The following is a 23,906-nucleotide window of genomic DNA, read 5'->3' as shown; positions in this document are numbered from 1 at the left end:
GATCGGATGATCGTCGCCGTCCCGGCTGGGCCAAGGCCCCCTTGAGGCACGCCTTCACGCACGGCGTTCCCGCTCTCCCCCGGTGCGGTTCCCTCGGCACTCGGCATCACTACTGTGCCGCTCCCCGCGCCAACGCACCGAGGAGACGCATGACCGCCGAAGCACCACACCGGCTCGACCGGGCCGCCTACATGGACCTGACCGACGATCCCGTCCAGCAACGCCTCTTACGCAAGGCCATGGAGGTCTTCCGACAGGGCGGCGGCGGGCCCGTCCTGAAAGAGATGGCCCAGGAGGTCCTCGCGGGCCGGGTGACCTTACGGGACGCCACCCGCGTCTCCGCCTACGCGGAGGAACTCATCGCCCAGGGGCAGGAGTTCCGTACGCGGTGGGAGGCGATGCCGGATGCGGAGCGGGAGGCTCTGGGCCGCAGCGGTGAGCAACAAGTGGCGGCGGAGCGCGCCCTCTTGAAGGCAGAACGCGCGGGGCGGGGCCCGGCATGACGCTGACCGTGAAGTCGGAGGACCTGGTCGGCTATGCGGGGCTGGTGCACAGGACAGGCGGGGACTGTGCGAGTGCGCGCGCCTACTTGGATCGCTGCACCGGCATCGAGTCCTCGTTCGTCGGGGATCTCTGGAACTGGGCCCTTGGCGACCATACACAGAGGGTGCATGACGCCCGCGACCTGCTGAGTCGTTTCGACACGATCCTCGGCGCCTCGGTAACCGAGCTGAAGAAGACGTCCGCCTGGTACGACTCGGTCGACCTGGAGCAGGCACGCAAAATCGATGCGACCTATCCGGCCATGAAGCGCCCGGCCGTACCCGGCCCCCGCCCGAGTACCGGAGGTACGTCGTTCCAGGACGTTCGAGACACGGCCAGCCGCCTCAAACCGCCAGGTGGCGCGGACGGCTGGCTCCAAGGACACCTGACAGAGCTCGAATTCGCGCCCGCCAACAAAGCCGCAGGCACTCTGCTCGACTTCGGCAGCGTCTCGGCCCTGGCAAACGAGGGCCTCAAGTTGGCTTTCGGCTGGGACGTTCTCGGAAACGTCGCCAATTGGCTGGCGGGTGATTGGCAGAGCTACGCCAACTGTTCGGATGCATGGGACTGCCTGGGCAACGCGTGCGCCGACATGGCCGCAAATGTTCGACACGGAAATACCGTGCTGGGTCTCACGTGGCACGGCAATGCCGCGGATGCCGCGTGGAAGTACTTCGACAAATCGGCGGGCAATCTCGAATCGGCGCGCGATGCCTTCCATGACCTTCGAGATCGATACCAGCACGTGGCCGCGCTCGTTTTCTCGTTCGCAGAAACGGTGAAGGGAGCCATTGCGGAACTCTGCGACTGGGGAGCCCAGGTCGCGATCAGCGCGGCCGCCTCCACCGCGATGGCAGCCTCCGGTGTCGGTTTCGCCGGAGCCTTCGTGGGCGCGGCCTTCGCTGCGGAGCGCGTGGCCGCCATGGCCAAGCGATACAGGGAGCTCACCGAGCAGTACGACCGGGTCATGGGCGCGGTCAACCTGGCTTTCGCCGCCTCGGGTGCCATGTGTGCGCTCGTGGGCGACGTGCGGAAGTTCCCCGTAGTGGGCAAGGGTTACGACAATGCAATGGTGTAGAAACGCCCGTCAGCTCCAGCAGGGAAAATCATGAACATCGAAGAGAGACTGGCCGACGAGGCGCGGCACAATCGCGACCGGCGCTTCACCACCATCAGCATCGGCTTCTTCACCGTGCTGACGACGTTCGGAACAGTGACACATGCCTTTGCTGGCACGCTCGTCTCACCCATGATCGGCGCAAATGTCCTGATGGTCTACGGCACGTATCTTGCATTTCAGGGTTGGCGGCAGAAAGAGAACCGGCTCTCCTGCGCCGCCTTGCTGGTGCTGCCCGGACTCTTCCTTGCCGCCTATCTCCTGCAGTCTCCGTAGGACTCGCACGCGGAGCGTTACGCCATCGCAGTGGCCCTCTGGGTCGTGGCGATCGTCGCCGACCCCACAACCCGTGTTCCGTCGTAAAGAACGATCGCCTGGCCCGGGGCCACGCCGCGGACCGGCTCGGTGAAGGACACCTGGAGGGTGTCGTGCGCCAGTTCTGCCGTCACCTCGGTCTCGCCGCCGTGGGCGCGCAGCTGTGCCGTGTACGTGCCCGGCCCGGAGGGCGCGGCGCCGCACCAGCGGGGCTTGATCGCGGTCAGGGCGGTGACGTCGAGGGCGTCGGCGGGGCCGACCGTCACCGTGTTGTTCACCGGGGAGATGTCGAGGACGTAGCGGGGCTTGCCGTCGGAGGCGGGGGTGCCGAGGCGCAGGCCCTTGCGCTGGCCGATGGTGTAGCCGTAGGCGCCCTCGTGGGTGCCCAGCTTGGTGCCGGACTCGTCGACGATGTCACCCTCGGACCTGCCCAGGCGGGAGGCCAAAAAGCCCTGGGTGTCGCCGTCGGCGATGAAGCAGATGTCGTGGGAGTCGGGCTTCTTGGCGACGGCGAGGTCCCGGCGCTCGGCCTCCGCCCGGATCTCCTCCTTCGTCGTCACCGTGTCGCCCAGCGGGAACATCGCGTGGGCGAGCTGGCGGTCGTCCAGGACGCCGAGGACGTAGCTCTGGTCCTTGGCCATGTCCGAGGCCCGGTGGAGTTCGCGCCCACCGGACTCGTTCACCACGACCTGGGCGTAGTGGCCCGTGCAGACCGCGTCGAAGCCGAGGGCCAGGGCCTTGTCGAGGAGCGCGGCGAACTTGATCTTCTCGTTGCAGCGCAGGCAGGGGTTGGGGGTGCGGCCCGCCTCGTACTCGGCGACGAAGTCCTCGACGACGTCCTCGCGGAAGCGGTCCGCGAGGTCCCACACGTAGAAGGGGATGCCGATGACGTCCGCCGCGCGGCGCGCGTCGCGGGAGTCCTCGATGGTGCAGCAGCCGCGGGCCCCGGTGCGGAACGATTGGGGGTTCGCCGAGAGGGCCAGGTGGACGCCCGTCACGTCGTGGCCCGCTTCCGCGGCGCGGGCCGCCGCGACGGCGGAGTCCACGCCGCCGGACATGGCGGCCAGGACGCGGAGGGGACGGACCTTCTCGGGGGCGGCGGGGTGCTGCTGAGTCTGCGAAGTCATAGCACTAACAGGGTACGGGGCCGCGGGAACCGAATCCCTCGGATATGCGTTGTGGATCTCGTACGGGGCGGACGGGGGGCGGTTTCGCGTGGGGAAGCAGGGAGCGGGAGCGGGCAAGGGCGGGCGGGACCGGGATCGCGTCATCAGCCGGCGGAGCCTGATCATCGGCGGGGCGGCGTCCGCGGTGGGCGTGGGCCTGCTGGCGCGCAGCGATCTCGCGCACATGTGGTGGCAGGTGCCGGGGGTCGACAAGCCGCGCAAGGCCGGTGCGGTGGACTTCAGGGGCGCGGAGTGGGTGGCGGCCGCCGCGGCGAACTGGCGGCGGGCGGACCGGCCGGCCGACTACTCGATCGACCGCGTGATCATCCATGTGACGCAGGGGAGTTACCAGGGGACCTTGAAGGTCTTCAAGGATCCGTGGCACGGCGCCGCCGCGCATTACGTCGTGCGCCAGGACGGCCACATAGCGCAGATGATCCGGGAGCTGGACGTCGCGTTCCACGCGGGGAACAGGGATTACAACCAGCGCAGTGTCGGCATCGAGCACGAGGGGTTCGTCGACCGGCCCGCCGATTTCACGGACGCCATGTACGCGGCCTCCGCGCGGCTGACCGCGGCGATATGCAGACGGTACGGGTTCCCGGCGGACCGCAAGCACGTCATCGGGCACGTGGAGGTGCCGGGGACCGATCACACCGATCCCGGGCCGCACTGGGACTGGGACCGGTACATGCGGTTGGTGCGGGAGGCCTATGCGCGGGACGGCACGGCCAAGGCCTGAGCCGGTGCCGGTGCCGTGCCCGGCATCGCTCCGGTGCCTCCCCCGATGCCGCTCCCAGGCGGCACCGGTGCCGGCGTCGGCGTCGGCAGGTGGTGTTACGTCAGACCCGCCGAGCGCGCCCGCTCCACCGCCGGGCCGATCGCCTGTGCCACCGCTTCCACGTCCGCCTTCGTCGACGTGTGGCCGAGGGAGAAGCGCAGTGTGCCGCGGGCCAGGTCCGGGGCGGTGCCCGTGGCGAGCAGGACGTGGCTGGGCTGGGCGATGCCCGCGGTGCAGGCCGAGCCCGTCGAGCACTCGATGCCCTGGGCGTCCAGGAGCAGGAGGAGGGAGTCGCCCTCGCAGCCGGGGAAGGTGAAGTGGGCGTTGGCCGGGAGGCGGCCGCCTGGGGCCGGGTCGCCGCCGAGGATCGCCTCGGGGACGTGCGTGCGCACCGCCGTGACCAGGTCGTCGCGCAGGGCGCCGATCTCGCGGGCGAACCACTCGCGCTGCTCGGCGGCGATGCGGCCCGCCGTCGCGAAGGCGGCGACGGCCGGCACGTCGAGGGTGCCGGAGCGCACGTGCCGCTCCTGGCCGCCGCCGTGCAGCACCGGCACCGGGGTGTACTCGCGGCCGAGCAGCAGCGCGCCGATGCCGTACGGGCCGCCGACCTTGTGGCCGGAGACCGTCATCGCCGCGAGGCCCGAGGCCGCGAAGTCGACCGGGATCTGGCCGTAGGCCTGGACCGCGTCGGCGTGCAGCGGGATCTCGAACTCCCCTGCCACATCGGCCAGTTCGCGCACGGGCTGGATCGTGCCGATCTCGTTGTTGGCCCACATGACGGTGACCAGGGCGACGTCGGCGGGGTTGCGGGCGATGGCGTCGCGGAGCACGTCGGCGTGCACGCGGCCGAGCGGGTCGACGGGGAGGTACTCGACCGTCGCGCCCTCGTGCTCGGCGAGCCAGTGCACGGCGTCGAGGACGGCGTGGTGCTCGACGGGGCTGGCCAGGACGCGGGTGCGGGCCGGGTCGGCGGCGCGGCGTGCCCAGTACAGGCCCTTGACGGCGAGGTTGTCGGCTTCGGTGCCGCCGGAGGTCAGGACGACCTCGCTGGGGCGGGCGCCGAGGGACTCGGCGAGGGTCTCGCGGGACTCCTCGACGGTGCGCCGGGCGCGACGGCCCGCGGCGTGCAGGGACGAGGCGTTGCCGGTGACGGCGAGCTGGGCGGTCATCACCTCGACCGCCTCCGGGAGCATCGGAGTGGTCGCGGCGTGGTCGAGGTAGGCCATGGTGGACACGATTCTACGAGTCCGCGGGCGGACCTCTGTCGCCGCGTGGGGTCCCGTTCCCACGCGGGGGTGCGCAGCGGGCCGGATGTCAGCCGGCGATGCTCCAGGACAGCGTGCCGTCGGCGGCGACGAGCGCACCGAGCACGACGAGGTCGGCGACGCCGAGTCCGAGGCCGAGCAGGGCGCGGCCGCGGCGCGAGGTGCCGCGCCACAGCGCGAGGCTCGCGAGCACGATCGCGATCGGGCCGAGGAAGACGTTCAGGACGAGCAGTCCGACGAGCCCGAGGACGAACGAGGCGACGGCCATGCCGTCGGCGTCCTTGCGGCCCACGGCCCGGCCGGCCGTCGTCCGCTCCGGTACGGCCTCCTCCGTCTGCACGCCTCCCCCTGTCTGCACATCGGCCGGCGCATCTGCCTGCGCGCCTGTCTGCGTATCTGCCTGCGTCTTCGTCTGCGCCTGCGTCTCTGTGTCTGCGGTGAGCTGCACGGTTGGTACCCCCTTGATGACGGACTTCTTGACGGGCTTGTTGACGGACCTGGCGGCGGAAGGGTTCAGCTGACGGAATGGGTCAGCTCTGGTGGCGGCGGCCGTGCCGCTCGCGCACCGTGAAGACGGCCAGCCAGACGGCGATCACGGCGGCGGCCACGAGAGTGAAGGACAGCGGTGCGTGGGCGACCGTGCCGAGTGCGAAGCCCAGGAGCAGGAGGGCCGCTACGAGGAACAGCATGGGAAACCTCTCGGTGTTGGGTTACAACTGTTCACTGACTCTTGAGTCTAACGCTGCACACGGGTTTCCCCTTACAGAGAACAAGTGTTAACTGGATGACATGAGTCACACCCTCGGCATCCGGCAGGCGCAGAAGCAGAAGACCCGACAGGCCCTCCTGGACGCGGCGTTGGAGCTCCTGGAGGAGCAGAGCCTCAGCAGCCTGGGCCTGCGCGAGGTGACGCGCGCCGTGGGGGTGGCGCCGACCGCGTTCTACCGGCACTTCGACAGCACGGCCGACCTCGGTGTCGCGCTGGTCGACGAGGCGCTCGGCAGCCTGCACACGGTCGTCTCCGAGCTGCTGACGGCGACCTGGGACAGCGACGAACGCATCGCGCGCACCGTGGAGTTGATCGCCGCGCACGTGCGCGCCCACCCGGCCCACGTGCGCTTCATCGCGCGCGAGCGGCACGGCGGGGTGCAGCGGGTCAGCGAGGCGATCGGCGCGCAGCTCGGACGGTTCGCCCAGGAGGTGCGCGCCGCACTGAGCCACGATCCGCAATCGGAGGGCTGGAGCCAGGAGGACCTGCTGATGCTCGCGGGTCTGTACGTCGACCACATGGTGATGACGGCATCGGTGTTCCTCACCACGCCCCCGGAGGAGTTCGCGCGGGCGGCGGGCCTGGCGGAGCGGCAGTTGCGGCTGGTCAGCCTCGGCCGCAGGCACTGGCTGGATTGACCGTCTCGCGAAGCCCCGCACCCACCGCCCTCCAATCCCGCGCCACACCCCCTCCGCGAACCCACCCGCGCCCCCTTTCGTGGCCAGTAAGGAGCAACTAGCCTTACGGTCATGACAGCAGCCGACTGGAACCTCGACCGCGCCCACGCCGGCCCCTCCGGCGAGATCCGCTGGACCGCGCTCGGCCCGGCGGACGCCCCGCCCGTCGTGCTCGTCCACGGCACGCCGTTCTCCTCGTACGTGTGGCGTGGCCCCGCGCGGGCCCTGGCCGCCGACCACCGCGTGTACGTATGGGACCTGCCGGGCTACGGGGCCTCGGAGATGCGCCCCGGCCAGGACCTCTCCCTCGACGCGCAGGCCCGGGTCCTTGCCGGGCTGCTCGACCACTGGGGGCTGTCCGAACCCGCCGTCGTCGCCCACGACTTCGGCGGCGCCGTCGCCCTGCGCGCCCACCTGCTGCACGGCGCCGCGTACTCCCGGCTCGCCCTGGTCGACCCGCTCGCGATCGCGCCGTGGGGTTCACCGACGTACCGCCTGCTGGGCGAACAGGCCGCCGTCTTCCGGCAGTTGCCCGACGAACTGCACGAGGCGCTCGTGCACCGCTACATCAGCTCGGCCAGCCACCAGGGCCTGCACCCCGACACGCACGCGCGGCTCGTCGCGCCCTGGCTGACCGAGGCGGGCAAGGACTCCTTCTACCGGCAGATCGAGCAGAATCCCCCGCACGACGCCACCGATGACATCCAGGGCCGTTACGGGGAGCTGGACCTGCCCGTGCTGGTGTGCTGGGGCGCCGAGGACACCTGGATCCCGCTCGCCCGGGGGCAGGAGCTGGCGAAGCTGGTCCCGGGCGCCGAGCTGCGGGTCATCGAGGGCGCGGGCCACCTGGTACAGGAGGACGCCCCGGCCGAACTCACGGCCGCGCTCGGTCGGTTCCTGCATACAGGGCGGTGATCGCGGCGGCGCAGCGGGCCAACTCCTCGCGCACCTCCGGCGGTCGGAGCACCTCGACGGCGTCGGCGAACGGGGCGAGTGTGCGCGCCGCGCCGGGCGCGCCGAAGCCCAGCCGGACCGTGATCCACTCGCTGGTGCCGTCGTCCTCGGGGTGCTCGATCAGGGAGTTTCCGCACATCCGCAGGAACAGGTCGAAGCGGCTTCGGCGTACCCGGGCGGTGACGTCGACACCGCCCGGGCGCACCTCGACCCGTTCCTTCAACACGGCCCATACATCGGCGAGTTCGACGCCCGCACGCCGCTCGACCGGCGCGTCCGTGACCGTCACGGACCGCATCCGGTCGGCGCGGAAGAGGCGGGGCGCGCCCCCACGGTCGGCGACCAGGTACCAGACGCCGGCCTTGGAGACGAGGCCGTACGGATCGACGGTGTACGTGCGGGGCGCGTCCGCGCCGCTGTGCCGGTAGCGGATGCGCAGCCGCCGGTCGGTGAAGACCGCGTCCTGGAGCGAGCTGACGTCGACCTGGCGCGGCGGCGGGCCCATCCACCGCGAGGACTCGACCAGGATGCGGCGGCTCGTCAACTCCGCTGCGGGGCGGTGCGGTTCGGGCAGCGCGGCCATCACCTTGCGCAGGGCCGAGCCGATCGCCGAGTCGAGGCCGAGGGCGGCGTGCGCGCCCTGCGCCGCGAGGATGAACAAGGCGCGGGACTCGTCCTCGGTCAGCCCGGTGACGTCGGTGCGGTAGCCGGGCAGGAGGGTGATGCCGCCGTGCCGCCCGCGCTCGGCGTAGACGGGGACGCCCGCGCTGCTGAGCGCCTCGACGTCCCGGTAGATGGTGCGGACCGAGACCTCCAGGCGCTCGGCGAGCTCATGGGCGGGTACGCGGCCGCGGGTCTGGAGGAGCAGGAGGACGGAGAGCAGGCGGTCGGACTTCACCCGCCCAGGGTCTCGCGGATCGGCCGGAAATGTTGACCGGGGGTGTCAGGTAATCGCGGCAAGGTGGGGGGTGCGGGGCCGACGGACGGCGCCGCACCCAGCCACCTCACAGGAGCCGAAGATGACCGGTACCCCGGACCCCCGCCCCCTCCTCGACCGCGCCACCGCCCAGCTCGCCCGGCTCATCGGCGGAGTCGACCCGGGGCAGTACGAACTCCCCACACCCTGCGAGGAGTTCGACGTACGGCGACTGGTCTCGCACGTCGTCGCCGGTACCCGGCGGATCGCCGTCGTCGGGGAGGGCGGGGACGGGCTCGCCGTGCCGTCGTCCGCCGAGGGCCTCGCCGACGGGGAGCTCGCGCAGGCATACGAAGACGGGCGGGCCGAGGCGCTCAAGGCCTGGCAGGACGACGCCCGGCTCGAAGCCGAGGTCACCGTGCCGTGGGGCAAGGTGCCGGGGCGCGCGGCGCTGGCCGGGTACGTCATGGAGACCACCACCCACTCCTGGGACCTGTGGGAGGCGCTCGGCCGGCCGGGCACGCTCGACCCGGACCTCGCCGGGTTCGCGCTCGCGGTCGCCCGGCAGGCACTGCCCGCGGAGCGGCGCGGCCCCGCCGTACCGTTCGGGGAGGTCGTGGCGGCGCCGCAGGAGGGCGGGCCCTACGCGGAGCTGGCGTCCTGGCTGGGCCGCCGCCCCCTCAGCACGCGCCCCTGAACCCGGCCCACCACCGAGCACCAACCGCCACCGCTCAGCGTTAGCCGCTCACCGCTAACCGAGCCTGACCCGCGCCAACTGCCGTGACTGCGCCACCAGTCGGTCCTTCGCGTCCCAGACCTCCGCGTCCTCCTCCAGGAAGCCGCCGGCCAGGTTCCGCGTCGTGATGGAGATCCGCAAGGGGCCCGGCGCCGGGCGGCACCGCACGTGGACGGTCAGCTCGACCGTCGGCACCCAGCCCTTGAGGCCCATCTCGAACGCGGTCGGCGGCAGGGCGTCCACCGCGAGCAGCAGCGACAGCGGATCCGCGTCGCGGCCGTCGGCCAGGCCGAACCAGCCGCGCATCTCCCCCTTGCCGGACGGCGCGCCGAGCGCCCAGCCGAGGGTGGCCGGGTCGAGCTTCAGGTGGAGCCGGTCGGTGATCGCCGAGCTGCCGGGCACCGGGGGCGCGCCCTCGGGCGAGTCGCTCGCTCCGAAGCACTGGTCGATCGGCGGGAAGGCGGGCACCTGGGCGCTGGTGCGGACGTCGTCCGGGAGCGCGTCCAGGTCGCCGTACGAGGCGAGGACGCGGATGCGCTCGACCTCGGTGCCGTCCTGCGCGTACTGGAACAGGGACGCCTGGCCGGTGGAGAGGGTGCGGCCGGCGCGGACCACGTCCGTGCGGATGACCGCGGGGCCGGGCGTCGACGCCGTCAGGTAGTGCGCCGAGACCGTGAACGGGTCGCTGTGCGGCAGGGCGTCCGCGAGGGCGCGGCCGAGTACGGCGAGCAGGTAGCCGCCGTTGACGGCGTTGATGATCGTCCACCCGGCGGAGAGCTCGATGTCATAGACGCCGGGCTCCCGCCGGGTGACGGTCGTGTCGCGGTCGAACTCGCTGTCGCCGATGCGGGCCTGGGTGGACGCGGCCCGCGGGGATGCTGCTTCTGCCATGCGAGAAACGGTACAACAGGAAATTACTAAGCGGTAGCTTTCGCCTGCTCCACCCGCATTACGGGTACGAGACCAGGTTCGCCACGTTGCTCGACGCGTCCGAGGGGCCGCCCGCCCCGTTGATCACGTGCCGGATGGTGCCCGTACCGCCCAGCGACACCGTGACCATGTCGTGGAAGCGCACCCCGTCCCGCTGCGGCGCCGTGAAGGCGTGCTCGGCGGTGACGGACTTGTTCGCGTTGAAGAAGCAGTACGAGCCGAGCCCCCAGGCCTCGTGCGAGGTGACGGAGTCGGCGACCTTGTAGGCGGTGTAGCCCTGGGTGGAGCCGTCCATCCAGGCGGCCTGGTCCGGCGGGTCGTACGGCATCTCGTTCTGGAAGAAGTACGTGCGGCCGCCGTTGCCGTTCCAGAGCACCTGGTGCTTTTGGTAGTGCTCGACGAACAGGCCGTACATCGTCACGTCGGCGCCGTTGACGATCAGGCCGGTGTCGGCGGTGTTGGTGTTCCAGCCGACGCCGTCGCCGTGGTCGGCGCGCCAGATCCAGGTGTGGTCGCCGATCACGTCCGCGCTGTTGACCACCAGGGACGTGGTCGCCCTGCCGACGCCCGCTCCCCCGACGCGGAAGTACACGTCGTGCAGGGAGGTCGGGTTCGCGGAGTGGTCCGCCGACGAGCCCTCGGCGCCGATCCGCATCAGCGTGTCCGAGTTCGTGGTGCCCGCGTCGAAGAGCAGGCCCGCGATCTTCACGCCGTCGACGTCGGCGACGTTCATCGCGGAGACGCCCCCGTCGGGCACGAACGTGGCGAGTCCGAGGCCGAGGACGACCGTGTCGGGCCGCGTCACCTTCAGGGTCTGGTCCAGGTGGTAGACGCCCGGGGTGACGAGGAGGTTCTTGCCGTCGGCGAGGGCGGCGTTGATGTCGGCGGCCGACTCGCCCTCCTTCACGATGTGGAAGTCGTCGATCGGGAGCGAGGAACCCGCCGCGTCACCCCCCGACCAGCTCGTGCCGCTGCTGTCGTGGCGCACCTCCGGCACGAACACCTTGTAGGCGCCCGCGTCGTCCACGTACAGGAAGGGCTTCTCGCGGGTGACGGGGGCCTTGGCGACCCGCGTGTAGGGCGGGTCGGGGAAGTTCCCCTCGGGGGCGTTGTCGGCGCCGACGAAGACCATGTTCCAGTTCTTGCCGGTCCAGCCGCCCCACTCGGTGTTCCGTGACAACCACTGTTGCTGGGAGCCGGAGTCGACCTGACCGTCGATCTTCGTGTCGGCGAGCAGGCCGCCGCTGGACCAGCCGTTGTCGTCGAGCGCGAGGTCGCCCTTGAGGTGCATGCGGCGGTACGGCGCGGCCTGGGAGACGGCCCAGCGGTCGGCGCCGCCGGCCGGGGTGACGGCGAGGTTCTCGGCGCCGCGCCAGAAGTTCTGGGTGGCGTTGCCGTCGAACCAGTCGGCCTCGGCGTGCACCGCGCCGTTGATGTCCGTGTCGTCGGGCGAGAGGCCGAGGCCGGCCACCTGGGTGTAGAAGCCGACGTTCGCGTCCACGTCGTAGGAGCCGGGCGCGAAGAGCAGCGCGTGGCGCTGTTCGCCGAACTGGTTCGTCTCCTGCTGCCGGAACACCTCGTCCAGCCGGCTCTGGATCTGCTCGCGGGGCATCGACGGGTCGAAGACGTCGACGTTCGGGCCGAGGTCGGGGGCGGCGGCGGACACGGCCGGTGCGGCGTCCGCGTGCGGGGTCGTGACCGCGGCGAGGGTGCCCGCGGCGAGGACGAGTCCCGCGGCGACGGCGGGAAGTACGCGCGTTCTCGTACGGCGACGGATGCTGCGGCTCTTCATCGTGGCCGCCCTCAACCCTCGTACCCGGCAAGGATCTTGGTGAATTCCCAGGGGTCCTGGTCGACGCCGGAGCACGTGTCGTCGTTCGGGTAGGCGCCGGGGCAGGGCCGGTCACGGTTGACGGACCAGAAGGAGAGGCGGGCCAGGTGGTGTTCCTGCGCGTACGCGAGGATCGTCTCGAAGTCGGCCGTCGTCACCGTCTCCTGGACGTCGGTGATGCCGTTCATCGAGGACAGGCCGCTGTGCCGGTACGCCTCGTCGTCGCTGTAGCCGTACGCCGACTTGACCCGGCCCTTCAGCCCGTCGGTGGCCTGCTTCGTCAGCTCGCCCATGTTCTGGCCGGCGCCGCCGAAGTCGAACGGCATGATCGTCCAGCCGTCCACCGTCAGTCCGGAGTCGGCGGCCCGGTCGATCATGCTGCCGTCGGGGCCGCTCCGGTCGGAGGGGAAGGTCACGTACGTGACGAGCCCGGCGTTGTCCGCCTTGACCTTCTTCAGGGCGTCGATCGTCTTCTGCTGCGTGGCCGGGTCGTCGTAGGCGTCGCCCTCGATGTCGATGTCGATCGCCTTGAGCCCGTAGGCGTCGATGACCTTCTGGTACGCGCCGGCGAGTGCGTCGGCGTCCGCGCAGGACTGCTCCAGCTTGTTTCCGCTCGCGCCGCCGAAGGACGGGACGACGTCGCCGCCGCCCGCCCGGACGGCCTCGACCGTCTCCTGGTCGGCGCCGCCGGTGAGCGGCCGGGAACCGTCCCACTGGGGCGAGCAGCCGCCCGCGTCGAGGACGAAGGCGAGGGTGAACCAGCGCACGCCGGTGGCCTGTTGGACCTCGGCCGGGTCGGGCGGATTGCCCCAGCCGTTGTAGAGGTAGGGGGCCACGGCCTGGGGGGCGGCGGTGGGGGCGGGGTCCGCCTGGGCGGTGGCGAGGAGGGTGCCGGCCGCGAGGGCCGCCGTGGCGGCGGACACGGCTATGAGACGGGTACGAGTTCTCATGGGCCTTCCAAGTGTGGGGGGAGGGAAGGTGGGCGCACCGGTGCGGTCCGGCCGTGGGGTTGGTCCGGACTTATTTCAGTGCGTGAGTTAACTCGCGATGCCAGAGGGCGTCAAGGGACAGGAGAGAAACGGGAGTTGGGGTCCGCCAGCCCCGGATTCCGCGCTACGGCGTCTCCTCCGTCACCTCCACGGCGGCCGACCTGCGGTTCCACGCGCGGGGCGCGCGCCAGTGGTAGCGCATCGCCAGCAGCCGCAGGAGGAACGCGGTGAGGACCGCGACGGCGCTGGTGAGGCCGTTCAGGGCGTCGTAGCGGATGCACAGCACGACGATCGCGGCGCCGACCATCGCCGGGACCGCGTAGAGGTCACGGTCCCAACGGACCAGCGACGGGACCTCGTTGGCGATGATGTCGCGCAGCACGCCGCCGCCGACCGCCGTGGCGAGACCGAGGGCGGCCGACGAGGTGAGGCCGAGCCCGTAGTCGTACGCCTTCGTCGTGCCCGTGACGCAGAACAGGCCGAGGCCCGCCGCGTCGAAGACGTTCACCGCGACCTGCGTGCGTTCGACCTCGGGGTGCAGGAAGAAGACGAGGGCCGCGGCGACCAGCGGCGTCAGGAAGTAGCCGAGGTCGGTGAAGGCGGCCGGCGGGACGGCGCCGATGACCAGGTCGCGGAAGAGCCCTCCGCCCAGCGCGGTGACCTCGGCGAGCGCGGCGATGCCGAAGACGTCCCAGTTCTTGCGGACGGCCATCAGCGCGCCGGAGATCGCGAAGACGAAGATGCCGATGAGGTCGAGCCAGTGCTGGACGGAGGGGGTGAAGATTTCCTGGATCACCCCATATTTTTACCTGTGGCGCGGGGCGCTACAGCGTCGGCTTGCCCGTGGTGAACAGCCAGGTGTCGAAGAGGCCGTCCAGGTTCTTGCCGGAGATCCGCTCGGCGAGCCTGATGAAGTCGTCCGTGTCCGCGTTGCCGTACCGGTGCAGCTTCGTCCAGGCGGGCAGGAGCCTGAAGAAGGCCTTGTCGCCGATGCGCTCGCGCAGCACCTGCAGCGTCATGGCCCCGCGCTGGTAGACCGCGGAGGCGAACATGGTGTCGCGCTGCGGGTCGCCCACCTTCGTCTGCCAGAAGGCGGAGGTCGCCGGGCGCGAGTTGTAGCCCGCGAGGAAGGAGTCGTGGGCGGAGGCGCCGCCCTTGTGCTCGGTCCACAGCCACTGGGCGTACGTGGCGAAGCCCTCGTTGAGCCAGATGTTCTTCCACTGCTCGACCGAGACGGAGTCGCCGAACCACTGGTGGGCCAGCTCGTGCACGATCGTCGACTCGTCGCGGACGGCCGAGTAGCTGGGCTTGGTCTGGGTCTCCAGGGAGAAGCCGGCCTGCGGCATGTCGTCGACGACGGCGCCGGTCTCCTCGAAGGGGTACGGGCCGAAGACCTGCGACCAGTAGTCGGTGGCCTCGGCGGTCACGGCGTACACGTCCACGTCGTTGCTGTGGGCCAGGACCGGGTCGATGGCCACGTAGATGGGCGTGCCGGCGGGGGTGCGGCCGGTTTTGACGTCGAACTTGCCGATGCTGGCGGTCGCGAGGTACGTCGCCATGGGCTTCGTCTCGCGCCAGTGGTGGACGCGCTGGCCGCCCTTGGTGGCGTACGTGTCGACGAGGCGGCCGTTGGAGACTCCGGTCAGGCCCTTGGGGGCCTTGATGCGGATGTCGTACGTCGCCTTGTCGTCGGGGTGGTCGCTGGAGGGGAACCAGGTGGAGGCGGCGTTCGGCTCGCACGCCACGAAGACGCCGTCGGCGGTCTTCATCCAGCCGTAGTCGGAGCCGAAGACGATGGGGCCGGTGAGCGCCTCGGGCACGCCGCCGTAGGTGACGGCGACGCGGAACGTGTGGTTCTTGCGTATCGCGCCGCGCGGGGTGATGACGATCTCGTCGCCGGTGCGGGTGAACTGCGCGCGTCTGCCGTCCACTTCGACCTTGGTGACCGAGAGCTTCTGCAGGTCGAGGTCGAAGGAGGAGAGGTTCTGGGTGGCGCGCGCGGTGAGCGTCGTACGGCCGTCGAGGCGGTCCGTGTCGGGGTTGTAGGCGACGTCGAGGTCGTAGTGGCGGGCGTCGAAGCCGCCGTTGCCTAGCTGCGGGAAGTACGGGTCGCCGATGCCGTCGGAGCCGGGGGTAGGGGCTGGTGAGGCGGCGATCAGGCAGAAGGAGGCGGCCGCGACGGTGAGTGCGGCCAGGCGTGCCGAACGGGAGAGAGCCATGGGGCGTCCCTTCACGCGTGTTCCGGTGTATCGGACACGGAGACACTGCCGTTCGGGGGCGGTTGTGTACATGACCCTTCTGGGCCATGTTCGGCCTGGCGTGCCGCGGGCCCGTCGCGCGCACCCTGTCCCGGGAAAGCCCCGGGAAAGCTCCCGGGAAGCACCGTGCCCACCCGGCCGCTGGGGGCGGCAGGGTGGGCACATGGCGGCGGCCGGAGCGCTACTCGTCCTTGGAGGTGCCCTTCGGCGTCTCCGCCGTGGGCTCAGCCGGGGACTGCGCCGGGGACTCGAGCGTCACCGACTCGATGGCCTGCTTGGCCACCGAGAGCAGCTCGGTGTCCTCGGGGGCCTGGTCGGCGGCGTTCTCCGGGTGGTGGCAGGCGACCTGGTGGCCGGTGCCGAGCTGGAGCAGCGGGGGCTCCTGCTTCCCGCAGATGTCCGTCGCCTTCCAGCAGCGCGTGTGGAAACGGCAGCCGGCGGGCGGGTTGATCGGCGAGGGCACGTCGCCGCGCAGCAGGATGCGCTCGCTCTTGGCGCCGCGCCGCTTCGGGTCCGGGACGGGGACCGCGGACAGCAGCGCCTTGGTGTACGGGTGCATCGGCGTCGCGTACAGGTCGTCGCGGTCGGCCAGTTCGACGATCTTTCCGAGGTACATCACCGCGATGCGGTCCGAGACGTGCCGGATGACCGAGAGGTCGTGCGCGATGATCACGTACGTGAGACCGAGCTCGTCCTGCAGGTCGTCGAGCAGGTTGACCACCTGGGCCTGGATCGACACGTCGAGCGCGGAGACCGGCTCGTCGGCGACCACGAGCTTCGGCTTCAGGGCCAGCGCGCGGGCGATGCCGATGCGCTGGCGCTGGCCGCCGGAGAACTCGTGCGGGTAGCGGTTGTAGTGCTCGGGGTTGAGGCCGACCAGCTCCAGGAGGCGCTGGACCTCCTTCTTCACCCCGCCCTCGGGGGTCTCGCCCTGCAGCCGGAACGGTGCGGAGACGATCGAGCCGATGGTGTGCCGCGGGTTCAGGGAGCCGTACGGGTCCTGGAAGATCATCTGGATGTCCCGGCGCAGCGGACGCATGCCGCCGGTCTTCAGATGGGTGATGTCCTGGCCCTCGAACGCGATCGAGCCGCCCGTCGGTTCCTGCAGCCGCGTGATCACCCGGCCCATGGTCGACTTGCCGCAGCCCGACTCGCCGACGACGCCGAGGGTCTCGCCCCGGCGCACCTGGAAGTCGATGCCGTCGACGGCGCGCACGGCCGCCACCTGGCGCTGCAGGATGCCCTTCTTGATCGGGAAGTGCTTGACCAGGCCCTGCACGTCGAGCAGGACGTCCCGCTCCTCGGTGGGCCTGCCCTGTGCGGGGACCACTGCCGTCTGCCCGGCCGTCTTGTTCGTGTCAGTCACAGCTTCGGCGCAATCTCTTCGGTCCAGATCCGCGTGCGGTCCTCCGGCGAGAGGTGGCAGGCGGACCAGTGGCCGCCCTCCGCGAGGCGCAGTTCGGGGCGCTCGGTGCGGGTGACGCCGCCCTTGGGGACGTCGGCGTACGGGCAGCGCGGGTGGAAGGCGCAGCCGGACGGCACGTTGATGAGGCTCGGCGGCTGGCCCTTGACCGGCACCAGACGCTCGGTCTGGTCCCGGTCGATGCGCGGCATCGAACCCAACAGGCCCCAGGTGTACGGGTGTTGCGGCGCCTCGAAGACCTGCTCGACGGGGCCGCGCTCCACGCACCGCCCGCCGTACATCACGAGTACCTGGTCGGCGATCTCGGCGACGACACCCAGGTCGTGGGTGATCAGCACGACCGCCGACTCGAACTCCTTCTGCAGGTCCCGGATCAGGTCGAGGATCTGCGCCTGCACCGTCACGTCGAGGGCCGTGGTCGGCTCGTCGGCGATGAGCAGCTGCGGGTTGTTGGCGAGCGACATCGCGATCATCGCGCGCTGGCGCATGCCGCCGGAGAACTCGTGCGGATAGCTGTCGACCCGCTTGGCGGGCTCGGGGATGCCGACCCGGTCGAGCAGTTCGACGGCGCGTGCCTTCGCGGCCTTCTTGGTGACGTCGTTGTGGATGCGGTACGCCTCCACGATCTGCGCGCCGATCGTGTAGTACGGGTGCATCGCGGACAGCGGGTCCTGGAAGATCATCGCCATGTCGCGGCCGCGCAGCCGGCGGACGTCGTCGGGGGCGGCGGAGATCAGTTCCTTGCCGTCGAGCCAGATCTCGCCCGACATCCGGACGTTCTTGCCGCGCGCGCCGAGCCGGTGCAGGCCCATGATGGCCAGCGACGTCACGGACTTGCCCGATCCGGACTCGCCCACGATGGAGAGGGTCTCCCCCTTCTGCAGGGAGAAGTTGAGCCCGTCGACGGACTTCACGATGCCGTCGTCGGTCGGGAAGTGCACCTTGAGGTCACGCACGTCGAGGAACGCGCGGGGCGGTTCGGTGGTGGCAACCGGCTCGCCAACTGCCGCGCCGGTCTTGGACAGTTCGGTCACGAGAGCCTCACCCGCGGGTCGGCGGCGGCGTAGAGAAGGTCCACCAGGAGATTGCACAGGACGACGAAGAACGCGGCGAGCAGGGTCACGCCGAGCACCGGCGGCAGGTCGTTGTCGTTGATCGCCTGGACCGCGTACTCACCGATGCCGTGCAGCGAGAAGACGCGTTCCGTGATGAGCGCACCGCCGAGCAGCAGACCGAGGTCCATGCCGAAGACGGTGATGATCGGCGTCAGGGCGGCACGCAGACCGTGCCGGCCGACGACCGTGCGCTCGCGCAGGCCCTTGGCGCGCGCGGTGCGGATGAAGTCCTCGTTCATCGTCTCCATCATCCCCGAGCGGGTCAGCCGCGCGTAGATGGCGGAGTACAGCAGGGCGAGCGAACACCAGGCCGGGAAGAGGGTGTTGGCCCACTGCGCCGGGTTCTCGGTGAACGGTACGTAGGTCCTGCCGAAGATCGGCCACTGGTAGGTGAAGAGCAGCAGCGCCAGCTGGCCCGTGAAGAAGATGGGCAGCGAGACGCCGGCGAGGGCGACACCCATGAAGGCGCGGTCGAAGAACGAGCCGGGCTTGAGGGCCGAGATGACACCGACCGTCACGCCGGAGACCAGCCAGATCACGGCCGCACCCGCGGCCAGCGACAGGGTCACCGGCAGGCGCGAGGTCAGCTCGGGCCAGACCGCGACGTGGTTCTTGAACGAGTAGCCGAAGCAGGGTGCGTTGCAGTGCACCGTGGTCGGGCCGAGGTCGTAGGTGGCACCGGAGACGATGCCCTTGATGAAGTGCCAGTACTGCTCGTAGACCGGCTGGTCGAGCCCGAGGTTGTGCTTGACCACCGCGATGTCCGCGGCCGTCGGGCTCTTGCCGATGTACTGCTGAGCCAGCTGGTCGGCAGTCTGTCCTGCGAGTCTCGGCAGCAGGAAGAAGATTGCAAAGGTGACCGCGGTGACGACCAGCAGCAGGATCACTGCTGCGATCATCCGGCGGAAGATGTACGAGATCACGAGGACCGGCGCTGGCGCCCGCGGGCTTGTCGGCCCGCGGGCACCAATGCCTTCACCTGCCTTCCGGGGCTGCTACTTCTTCGTGGTGCCGATGTTGAGGTAGTCGTACTGACCGCTGAAGGCGGCCGTCGACACCAGGTTGGTCGCGTACGGCGACCTGTAGAGCAGGATCTTGAAGTAGACCAGCGGCACGATGGCGGCCTGGTCCATGGCCTTCTGGTCGATCTGGCCGTACAGGTCGTTGCGCGTGGCCTCGTCGGGCGCGGCGATCGACTTGCCGAGCATGTCGTCGATGCCCTTGTTGCTCAGGTACGACAGGTTCGTGTTGCCCGAGGTGCCGATGGCGGCGCTGTTGAGGATCTGCTGCAGGAAGCCGTAGCCGGAGGGCCAGTCGGCACCCCACTGCATCATCATCAGGCCGACGTTGTTCTTCTTGTTGAACGTCGGGACGCCCGCGTAGTCGGTGAAGTACTTGCCCGACGGGAACTGCTTCAGGCTGGCGTTGATGCCGACCTTCTTCAGCGACTCGATGATCGCGGTGGCACCGTCGACCTCTTCCTGACGGTCGCTGCGCGCGGTGATCGTGGTGTTGATCGTCTTCTGGCCGCAGGCCTTCAGCTGGTCCTTGGCCTTGGCCACGTCGCCCTTGTTGCCCGGCGTCGCGTACGTGTCGGCCTTCTTGTAGCCGGTGATGTCCGGCGGCAGGACCGTGGAGGCCACGTCACCGCGGATCGAACCGCCCTGCGTGGTCTGCACCGAGACCTTGTCGATCGCGTACTCGACGGCCTTGCGGCACTCGAGCTTGTCGAACGGCTTCTGCGTGGTGTTGATCGCCATGTAGGTCAGGCGGCCACCGTAGGTGTTGTCGGTGTTGGCCCGCTTGTCCTTGCTGTTGACCAACTGCGCCTGGGTCTGGGTCTCGACGCCCTTGCCCTGCAGGTCGATCAGGGTGTCGCCGGACTGGAGGTCCTTGTCGATGGTCGACTGGTTGACCTTCAGGTTGACGACGATCTTGTTCGGGTACTGCTTGCGCAGCGGGTCGTTCTTCGGGTTGAAGTTCTTGTTGCGGACCAGAACGGCCTGCTTGCCCTCCTGGTAGCTCTGGAACTGGTACGAGCCCGAGGACACGATGTTCTTGACGTAGTCGATGCCCTTGTCCTTGGCCTGCGGGACGGGCGCCGTCTGCGGCGTGGCGACCAGGTAGTCGAACTCCTGGAACGCGCGGTTGAGGTGGAACGAGATCGTGTAGTCGTCCGGCGTCTCGATCGAGTCCAGGCCCTTGCCGCTCTTGTCCTTGTACGGGCCCTTGTACTTGTCGCCGCCTTCCAGGAACTGCTGGAAGTAGTTCGGCCCCAGGTTCAGCACGTCACGCGCGAAGTTCGAGCGCTCGACGGCGTACTTGACGTCCTTCGAGGTGATCGGCGTGCCGTCCTGGTACTCCAGACCCTTGCGGATCGTGTACGTCCAGGTCTTGCCGCCGTCCGAGGACTTGCCGGGCGCGGAGGCCAGGTCGGGGACGAGCGTGTTGCCCTTCTCCCCGGCGTCGGGCTTGAACGTCATCAGCGGGCGGGCGAACAGCCGGCTGAAGTTGTACATGTACGCGTAGTACGTGTTGCCCGGGTCGAACGAGTCGGGAGCGTCCGACATCGCGTAGGTGACCGTGCCGCCCTTTTGCGTGGACGCGTTGACGACGCCCTTGGTGGCGGCGTCCGCCCCGGCCGCCTTCCCCTTGCCGTCGCCCGAGCCGTCGTCGGCCTTACTGCAGCCGGCGAGCAGCAGGCTCACGCTGCCAATGGCCGCGACCGCGGCTAGTGATGACCTTCGCATGATGGTCGAATTCCCCTCCATTGTCGGAAACTTGTGGAGCTCTCTGCGCCGTCCGGTCAGCGGCTGCGCGGGTCGAGAGCGTCGCGGAGACCGTCACCGAGCAGGTTGAACGCGAGCACGGTGACGAAGATGGCGAGGCCCGGCACGATCATGTACTGCGGGTCGACCTGGAAGTAGTCGACGGCCTGGTTGAGCATCCCGCCCCAGGAGGCCTGCGGCGGCTGGATGCCCACGCCCAGGAAGCTGAGCGACGCCTCGAAGATGATGTTCGTCGGGATGAGCAGCGTCGAGTAGACGATGATCGGGCCGACCAGGTTGGGCAGCAGTTCCCGGAAGAGGATGTACGGACCGCGGGCCCCCATGCCGCGCGCGGCGTCGACGAACTCGCGCTCGCGCAGCGCCAGCGTCTGGCCGCGCACGATGCGGCCCAGGTACGGCCAGTTGAAGAAGCCGATCACGAAGATCAACACGCAGATGTGCAGCGGGAGTCCGTCGAGCCCGAAGGCGCCGCCCTGCAGCGTCGCGGAGATCGAGATGGCGAACAGCAGCAGCGGGAAGGCCAGGAACGTGTCCATCAGGCGGCTGATCACGGTGTCGACGCGGCCGCCGTAGTAGCCGGCGACGACGCCGAGGATCGCGCCGATGACGTTCGACAGGACCGTCGCGCCGAAGGCCACGACGAGCGAGACCCAGGAGCCCTCCAGGATGCGGGCGAGGATGTCGCGCCCGAACTTGGGCTCGACGCCCAGGGGGTGGTCGCCGCTCATGCCGCCCATGCCGCCCTTGGGCAGCGAGGTGCTGGAGTCGATCAGGTCCTGGTGGAACGCGTTCGGGTCGAGGCCGAGCAGGTGCTGCAGCGGGCGCGCGAACGCGGCGATGAGCACGAGAAGGATGACAACGATGCCGCCCACGACGGCGATCTTGTCCTTCTTGAAGCGGTTCCAGGCGATCCGGCCGAGGGACCGGCCCTCGATCTGCGCGGCTCCCGCCCCGGCCAGCACCGCCTCCGGCTGCGCGTCGGCCGCTGCTCCGGTGGTCTCGATCGGTGCGGTCACGAGCGACTGCCCCTTCCCGGCCGGGGATGACCGGCCCACACTTGCCGCTGTAGCGGCCCGTACTCGACTGCGGTGCGGAGGCCACAGCTCTCGCACAAGGAGCCGAACGCTCCCGCATTCGGGGAGTCTTCAGGGTGGCTGCGATCAGTCGCCAGATCTCACGTCGAATGGATGCCTAAACGTGATGCTGTCTGGGGGGTTCCGTTATCCGGACGGCCGTGAACGGGGTGCGGACGGTGGGCAGTTGGGGTGGAAGGGGTGCCAGGTCGGACATTGGGCCCACATGGCCGCTTCTCTCCCTCAACCGGCCTGTTCCCGAAATGGCCGCTACGCGGCGGGAGTTGAGGAAAACCTGAGGAAGCGCAGGTCGCGGGTCAGTACGACGCGCCGTAGGGGGGCGGATACCCGTAGCCCCCGCCGGCCTGGCCCGCGGGAGCGACGTGCGCCTCGCGGTCGTAGAACGGCCGGGCGTTCGCCCGCAGCCACATCGCGACCGGGTCGTACTCGTCCGACATGGCGACCGTGGAGACCGGCAGACCGTCCGGGACCGCCGTGACGGACTGCTGCATCATGCCGCGCACCGCGTCCACCGACGCCGGCGACGTGTCGTACACGTCGAGGCCGATCGCGAGGTACGGCGCGCCGAGCGTGGGCTGCACCCAGGCGCGGCGCAGCGAGCGGATCGCGGTCGTGCGGTGCGCGTTCTGCGCCAACACCGCGTAGAACTGGGGGATTTCGATCGTCGGCTCGGCGAGGCGGAGCGGACCGGCGGGCTGCCGGTCGAGGCCGCCCGCGATCCGGCGCAGATCGAGCCAGGGCACGCCGACGCCGCCGCCGGGCGCGTGCGGGTTCAGCCACAGGCCGTAGTGGTCGGGGTAGAGGGTGCGGGCCGCGTCGACCCCGCCGACCACCTCGTAGGCGCGCGACCAGCCGGACGCGGAGAGCTCCTGGGCGGAGGTGACACAGGGGGCGTACGAGAAGCCGTCGACGTCCATGTTCCCGTACTGGGCGTCGGGCGACCCGGCCTGGCCGTGCCAGAGCAGCATCCAGACCTGGCCGGACGCGGGGTCGGCGAGGGCCGCGAGGAGCGCCTCGTACGCGTCGTAGCGCCCGGGGGTCACCTGGCGCAGCATGTGCTCGACCTGTCCGGCCGCGGCCGTGCCCGACGCACTCACCCGTAACCGCCCCTTCATGAACGTCCGTGTTCCGCCGTGACCTTCGGGGCGCGAGGTCCGCCCGTCCCGGTCAGGTCATGAAACCAGCTTAAGCGGCGTTCCTGACACCGACTTGACGGACGGCGTCACCGTTCCCGTACATAGAAGGGACGGACACGCGTGCGCAGGAAGTCGGCGACCGGGTCCTGGGTGATGTCGAGGAAGACCAGGTTCACCGGCCAGCCGACCGGGACGCGGCCGAGTGCGCGGCCCAGCGCGTCCAGCGGGAGGTCCCGCACGGCGCCCTCGCCCTGGCTCAGTTCCACCCCGATGAACAGGGACGGCTCGGCGTCCTCGACGACGGCGAGGCAGCGGCGGGCGCTCAGCACGGTGCCGCTCGCCTCGAACTCCTCGCGCACCGCCGCCAGGAAGTCCACCGGGTCGTGCTGCCAGTCCGGCTCGGAGAGCACGACGCGCCCGCCGGTGGACGGGCCGTCCAGCGGGGTGCGGCCGCTGCGGGCCAGTGCGGCGACGGCGGGCGGGGGCAGCGGGATGCCGATCGTGCCGTCCGGGTTCACCGCGAGCCCGACCTGGGCGGGCAGCCCGCGCGCGAACTCGACGGCCGGGGCCACTGTGCAGTCCATCCGGCCGCCGGTGACCTGCATGAACTGCTGCTCGGAGCTGAACACGGGCACATAGGCCTGCCCCTCGATCTCCAGCGTCGGCAGGTCGAGGTCCTGGCTCGCGGAGCTGCCGCCGCGGGGCAGCGGGATCCATATCCGGCTGCGGCCGAGGACCTCGACGATGCGGCCGCCCGCGCCTTCGACGCCGAGCGCCGCCGCGAGGACCTCCTCCAGCTCGTTCGCCGGCCAGCCCTGGACCGGGTGGGCGTGGGCGGCCTCGTGGTGTGCGGGGTGTTCCATAGCCGCCGACGATACTGCGTACCCCCTGGTGGACACGGTCCGCATGCGTCCCGTCGCGCACGGCGGCGGCCCGGCCGTCACCCCGCCCGGAAGGTGATCCCGCTCAGGGCCTCGGTCGCCGCCCGGTCGAGCAGCACCGCCGACTCGATCCCGGCCGGCAGGTCGCCCCGCTCCGTCGACGTCACCAGCGCGCCCACGGCCCGGCGGTGCCGTGCGAACGCGTACCGCGACACGCCCCG

The 23,906-nt window shown here is 70.3% G+C and carries 23 protein-coding genes and 2 pseudogenes; 7 read left to right on the top strand and 18 right to left on the bottom strand.

All coding sequences use genetic code 11. The features are described from left to right. Positions 1-149: 149 nt before the first annotated feature. The 3 genes from G3I40_RS32795 to G3I40_RS32785 are packed head-to-tail and all read left to right on the top strand — an operon-like array spanning position 150 to position 1,936. On the top strand, positions 150-503 hold the full coding sequence (locus G3I40_RS32795; protein WP_164306247.1) for a hypothetical protein: 354 nt from the start codon (positions 150-152) through the stop codon (positions 501-503). Further along, a complete protein-coding gene (locus tag G3I40_RS32790; RefSeq protein WP_164306246.1) occupies positions 500-1,621 on the top strand; it encodes a hypothetical protein in 1,122 nt (373 codons plus the stop codon). Before G3I40_RS32795 ends, G3I40_RS32790 begins: the two co-directional genes overlap by 4 nt. 30 nt (positions 1,622-1,651) lie before the next feature. Next, positions 1,652-1,936: a hypothetical protein gene (locus G3I40_RS32785; protein ID WP_164306245.1), complete on the top strand. Its 285-nt coding sequence runs from the start codon at positions 1,652-1,654 to the stop codon at positions 1,934-1,936. Positions 1,937-1,953: 17 nt separating this feature from the next. On the opposite strand, the gene mnmA is transcribed toward G3I40_RS32785, so the two are convergent. Continuing rightward, positions 1,954-3,102, bottom strand: a complete 1,149-nt coding sequence (gene mnmA, locus G3I40_RS32780) for a tRNA 2-thiouridine(34) synthase MnmA (protein WP_164306244.1) — start codon at positions 3,100-3,102, stop codon at positions 1,954-1,956. Between the two features lie 88 nt (positions 3,103-3,190). Between mnmA and G3I40_RS32775 the strand changes: the two genes are divergently transcribed. Then, positions 3,191-3,883: an N-acetylmuramoyl-L-alanine amidase gene (locus G3I40_RS32775; RefSeq protein ID WP_164306243.1), complete on the top strand. Its 693-nt coding sequence runs from the start codon at positions 3,191-3,193 to the stop codon at positions 3,881-3,883. A 95-nt stretch (positions 3,884-3,978) separates the two neighbouring features. On the opposite strand, the gene G3I40_RS32770 is transcribed toward G3I40_RS32775, so the two are convergent. From G3I40_RS32770 to G3I40_RS46660, 3 genes are all read right to left on the bottom strand, one after another. Then, a complete protein-coding gene (locus G3I40_RS32770) occupies positions 3,979-5,148 on the bottom strand; it encodes a cysteine desulfurase family protein (protein ID WP_164306242.1) in 1,170 nt (389 codons plus the stop codon). 88 nt (positions 5,149-5,236) lie between these two features. Then, complete coding sequence (locus G3I40_RS32765; RefSeq protein WP_164306253.1) at positions 5,237-5,455, bottom strand: DUF4190 domain-containing protein; 219 nt, start codon at positions 5,453-5,455, stop codon at positions 5,237-5,239. 262 nt (positions 5,456-5,717) lie between these two features. After that, entirely contained in the window at positions 5,718-5,876 is a 159-nt protein-coding gene (locus G3I40_RS46660; protein ID WP_203645194.1) for a hypothetical protein, read from the bottom strand. Positions 5,877-5,976: 100 nt separating this feature from the next. Here G3I40_RS46660 and G3I40_RS32760 point away from each other — a divergent pair, with 100 nt between their 5' ends. Then, positions 5,977-6,594, top strand: coding sequence for a TetR/AcrR family transcriptional regulator (locus tag G3I40_RS32760; RefSeq protein WP_164306241.1), 618 nt, complete (start codon positions 5,977-5,979; stop codon positions 6,592-6,594). 111 nt (positions 6,595-6,705) lie between these two features. Further along, positions 6,706-7,548, top strand: a complete 843-nt coding sequence (locus G3I40_RS32755) for an alpha/beta fold hydrolase (protein WP_164306240.1) — start codon at positions 6,706-6,708, stop codon at positions 7,546-7,548. Here G3I40_RS32755 and G3I40_RS32750 read toward each other — a convergent pair. Beyond that, positions 7,508-8,485, bottom strand: coding sequence for a YafY family protein (locus G3I40_RS32750; RefSeq protein WP_164306239.1), 978 nt, complete (start codon positions 8,483-8,485; stop codon positions 7,508-7,510). The two genes, G3I40_RS32755 and G3I40_RS32750, sit on opposite strands and share 41 nt — an antisense overlap. A 121-nt stretch (positions 8,486-8,606) precedes the next feature. Here G3I40_RS32750 and G3I40_RS32745 point away from each other — a divergent pair, with 121 nt between their 5' ends. Then, entirely contained in the window at positions 8,607-9,200 is a 594-nt protein-coding gene (locus G3I40_RS32745; RefSeq protein ID WP_164306238.1) for a TIGR03086 family metal-binding protein, read from the top strand. 54 nt (positions 9,201-9,254) lie between these two features. On the opposite strand, the gene G3I40_RS32740 is transcribed toward G3I40_RS32745, so the two are convergent. The 13 genes and pseudogenes from G3I40_RS32740 to G3I40_RS47535 form a co-directional block, all read right to left on the bottom strand. After that, complete coding sequence (locus G3I40_RS32740; protein ID WP_164306237.1) at positions 9,255-10,130, bottom strand: thioesterase family protein; 876 nt, start codon at positions 10,128-10,130, stop codon at positions 9,255-9,257. Positions 10,131-10,188: 58 nt separating this feature from the next. Next, positions 10,189-11,961, bottom strand: a complete 1,773-nt coding sequence (locus G3I40_RS32735) for a coagulation factor 5/8 type domain-containing protein (RefSeq protein ID WP_164306236.1) — start codon at positions 11,959-11,961, stop codon at positions 10,189-10,191. A gap of 11 nt (positions 11,962-11,972) precedes the next feature. Next, positions 11,973-12,848, bottom strand: a pseudogene (locus G3I40_RS32730) (chitinase); the annotation flags it as partial. Between the two features lie 265 nt (positions 12,849-13,113). Then, complete coding sequence (locus G3I40_RS32725) at positions 13,114-13,785, bottom strand: trimeric intracellular cation channel family protein (RefSeq protein WP_164306234.1); 672 nt, start codon at positions 13,783-13,785, stop codon at positions 13,114-13,116. Positions 13,786-13,813: 28 nt separating this feature from the next. After that, the gene (locus tag G3I40_RS32720; protein WP_164306233.1) at positions 13,814-15,208 is read right to left on the bottom strand and encodes a M1 family metallopeptidase; all 1,395 of its coding nucleotides are present in this window, start codon (positions 15,206-15,208) and stop codon (positions 13,814-13,816) included. A gap of 220 nt (positions 15,209-15,428) precedes the next feature. After that, positions 15,429-16,577 carry a dipeptide ABC transporter ATP-binding protein gene (locus tag G3I40_RS32715; protein ID WP_343245090.1) on the bottom strand — a complete coding sequence of 383 codons (1,149 nt, stop codon included), beginning with the start codon at positions 16,575-16,577 and terminating at the stop codon, positions 15,429-15,431. Between the two features lie 32 nt (positions 16,578-16,609). Then, on the bottom strand, positions 16,610-17,704 hold the full coding sequence (locus G3I40_RS32710) for an ABC transporter ATP-binding protein (protein WP_164306231.1): 1,095 nt from the start codon (positions 17,702-17,704) through the stop codon (positions 16,610-16,612). Then, the gene (locus G3I40_RS32705) at positions 17,701-18,708 is read right to left on the bottom strand and encodes an ABC transporter permease (RefSeq protein ID WP_164306230.1); all 1,008 of its coding nucleotides are present in this window, start codon (positions 18,706-18,708) and stop codon (positions 17,701-17,703) included. The genes G3I40_RS32710 and G3I40_RS32705 overlap by 4 nt, the downstream gene beginning before the upstream one ends. Before the next feature lie 72 nt (positions 18,709-18,780). Further along, positions 18,781-20,556: an ABC transporter substrate-binding protein gene (locus tag G3I40_RS32700; protein WP_164306229.1), complete on the bottom strand. Its 1,776-nt coding sequence runs from the start codon at positions 20,554-20,556 to the stop codon at positions 18,781-18,783. 35 nt (positions 20,557-20,591) lie between these two features. Then, a complete protein-coding gene (locus G3I40_RS32695) occupies positions 20,592-21,590 on the bottom strand; it encodes an ABC transporter permease (RefSeq protein WP_164306228.1) in 999 nt (332 codons plus the stop codon). A 374-nt stretch (positions 21,591-21,964) separates the two neighbouring features. After that, a complete protein-coding gene (locus G3I40_RS32690) occupies positions 21,965-22,765 on the bottom strand; it encodes an enhanced serine sensitivity protein SseB C-terminal domain-containing protein (RefSeq protein WP_164306227.1) in 801 nt (266 codons plus the stop codon). A gap of 125 nt (positions 22,766-22,890) precedes the next feature. After that, entirely contained in the window at positions 22,891-23,667 is a 777-nt protein-coding gene (locus G3I40_RS32685; protein WP_164306226.1) for an enhanced serine sensitivity protein SseB, read from the bottom strand. Positions 23,668-23,744: 77 nt separating this feature from the next. Further along, positions 23,745-23,906 (bottom strand): annotated as a pseudogene (locus tag G3I40_RS47535) (ATP-binding protein); the annotation flags it as partial.

The sequence above is a fragment of the Streptomyces sp. SID14478 genome, assembly GCF_010548525.1.
In the GTDB taxonomy this organism is placed as follows: domain Bacteria; phylum Actinomycetota; class Actinomycetes; order Streptomycetales; family Streptomycetaceae; genus Streptomyces.
The sequence above is the reverse complement of the archived record's forward strand: the minus strand, read 5'-3'. Positions and strand labels throughout refer to the sequence as shown.

What these genes read in the sequence shown, in the direction of transcription:
- G3I40_RS32795 (WP_164306247.1), top strand. Translation starts at nt 150, where the DNA reads ATGACCGCCGAAGCACCACACCGGCTCGACCGGGCCGCCTACATGGAC.
- G3I40_RS32790 (WP_164306246.1), top strand. Translation starts at nt 500, where the DNA reads ATGACGCTGACCGTGAAGTCGGAGGACCTGGTCGGCTATGCGGGGCTG.
- G3I40_RS32785 (WP_164306245.1), top strand. Translation starts at nt 1,652, where the DNA reads ATGAACATCGAAGAGAGACTGGCCGACGAGGCGCGGCACAATCGCGAC.
- mnmA (WP_164306244.1), bottom strand. Translation starts at nt 3,102, where the DNA reads ATGACTTCGCAGACTCAGCAGCACCCCGCCGCCCCCGAGAAGGTCCGT.
- G3I40_RS32770 (WP_164306242.1), bottom strand. Translation starts at nt 5,148, where the DNA reads ATGGCCTACCTCGACCACGCCGCGACCACTCCGATGCTCCCGGAGGCG.
- G3I40_RS32765 (WP_164306253.1), bottom strand. Translation starts at nt 5,455, where the DNA reads ATGGCCGTCGCCTCGTTCGTCCTCGGGCTCGTCGGACTGCTCGTCCTG.
- G3I40_RS46660 (WP_203645194.1), bottom strand. Translation starts at nt 5,876, where the DNA reads ATGCTGTTCCTCGTAGCGGCCCTCCTGCTCCTGGGCTTCGCACTCGGC.
- G3I40_RS32760 (WP_164306241.1), top strand. Translation starts at nt 5,977, where the DNA reads ATGAGTCACACCCTCGGCATCCGGCAGGCGCAGAAGCAGAAGACCCGA.
- G3I40_RS32755 (WP_164306240.1), top strand. Translation starts at nt 6,706, where the DNA reads ATGACAGCAGCCGACTGGAACCTCGACCGCGCCCACGCCGGCCCCTCC.
- G3I40_RS32745 (WP_164306238.1), top strand. Translation starts at nt 8,607, where the DNA reads ATGACCGGTACCCCGGACCCCCGCCCCCTCCTCGACCGCGCCACCGCC.
- G3I40_RS32740 (WP_164306237.1), bottom strand. Translation starts at nt 10,130, where the DNA reads ATGGCAGAAGCAGCATCCCCGCGGGCCGCGTCCACCCAGGCCCGCATC.
- G3I40_RS32735 (WP_164306236.1), bottom strand. Translation starts at nt 11,961, where the DNA reads ATGAAGAGCCGCAGCATCCGTCGCCGTACGAGAACGCGCGTACTTCCC.
- G3I40_RS32720 (WP_164306233.1), bottom strand. Translation starts at nt 15,208, where the DNA reads ATGGCTCTCTCCCGTTCGGCACGCCTGGCCGCACTCACCGTCGCGGCC.
- G3I40_RS32700 (WP_164306229.1), bottom strand. Translation starts at nt 20,556, where the DNA reads ATGGAGGGGAATTCGACCATCATGCGAAGGTCATCACTAGCCGCGGTC.
- G3I40_RS32685 (WP_164306226.1), bottom strand. Translation starts at nt 23,667, where the DNA reads ATGGAACACCCCGCACACCACGAGGCCGCCCACGCCCACCCGGTCCAG.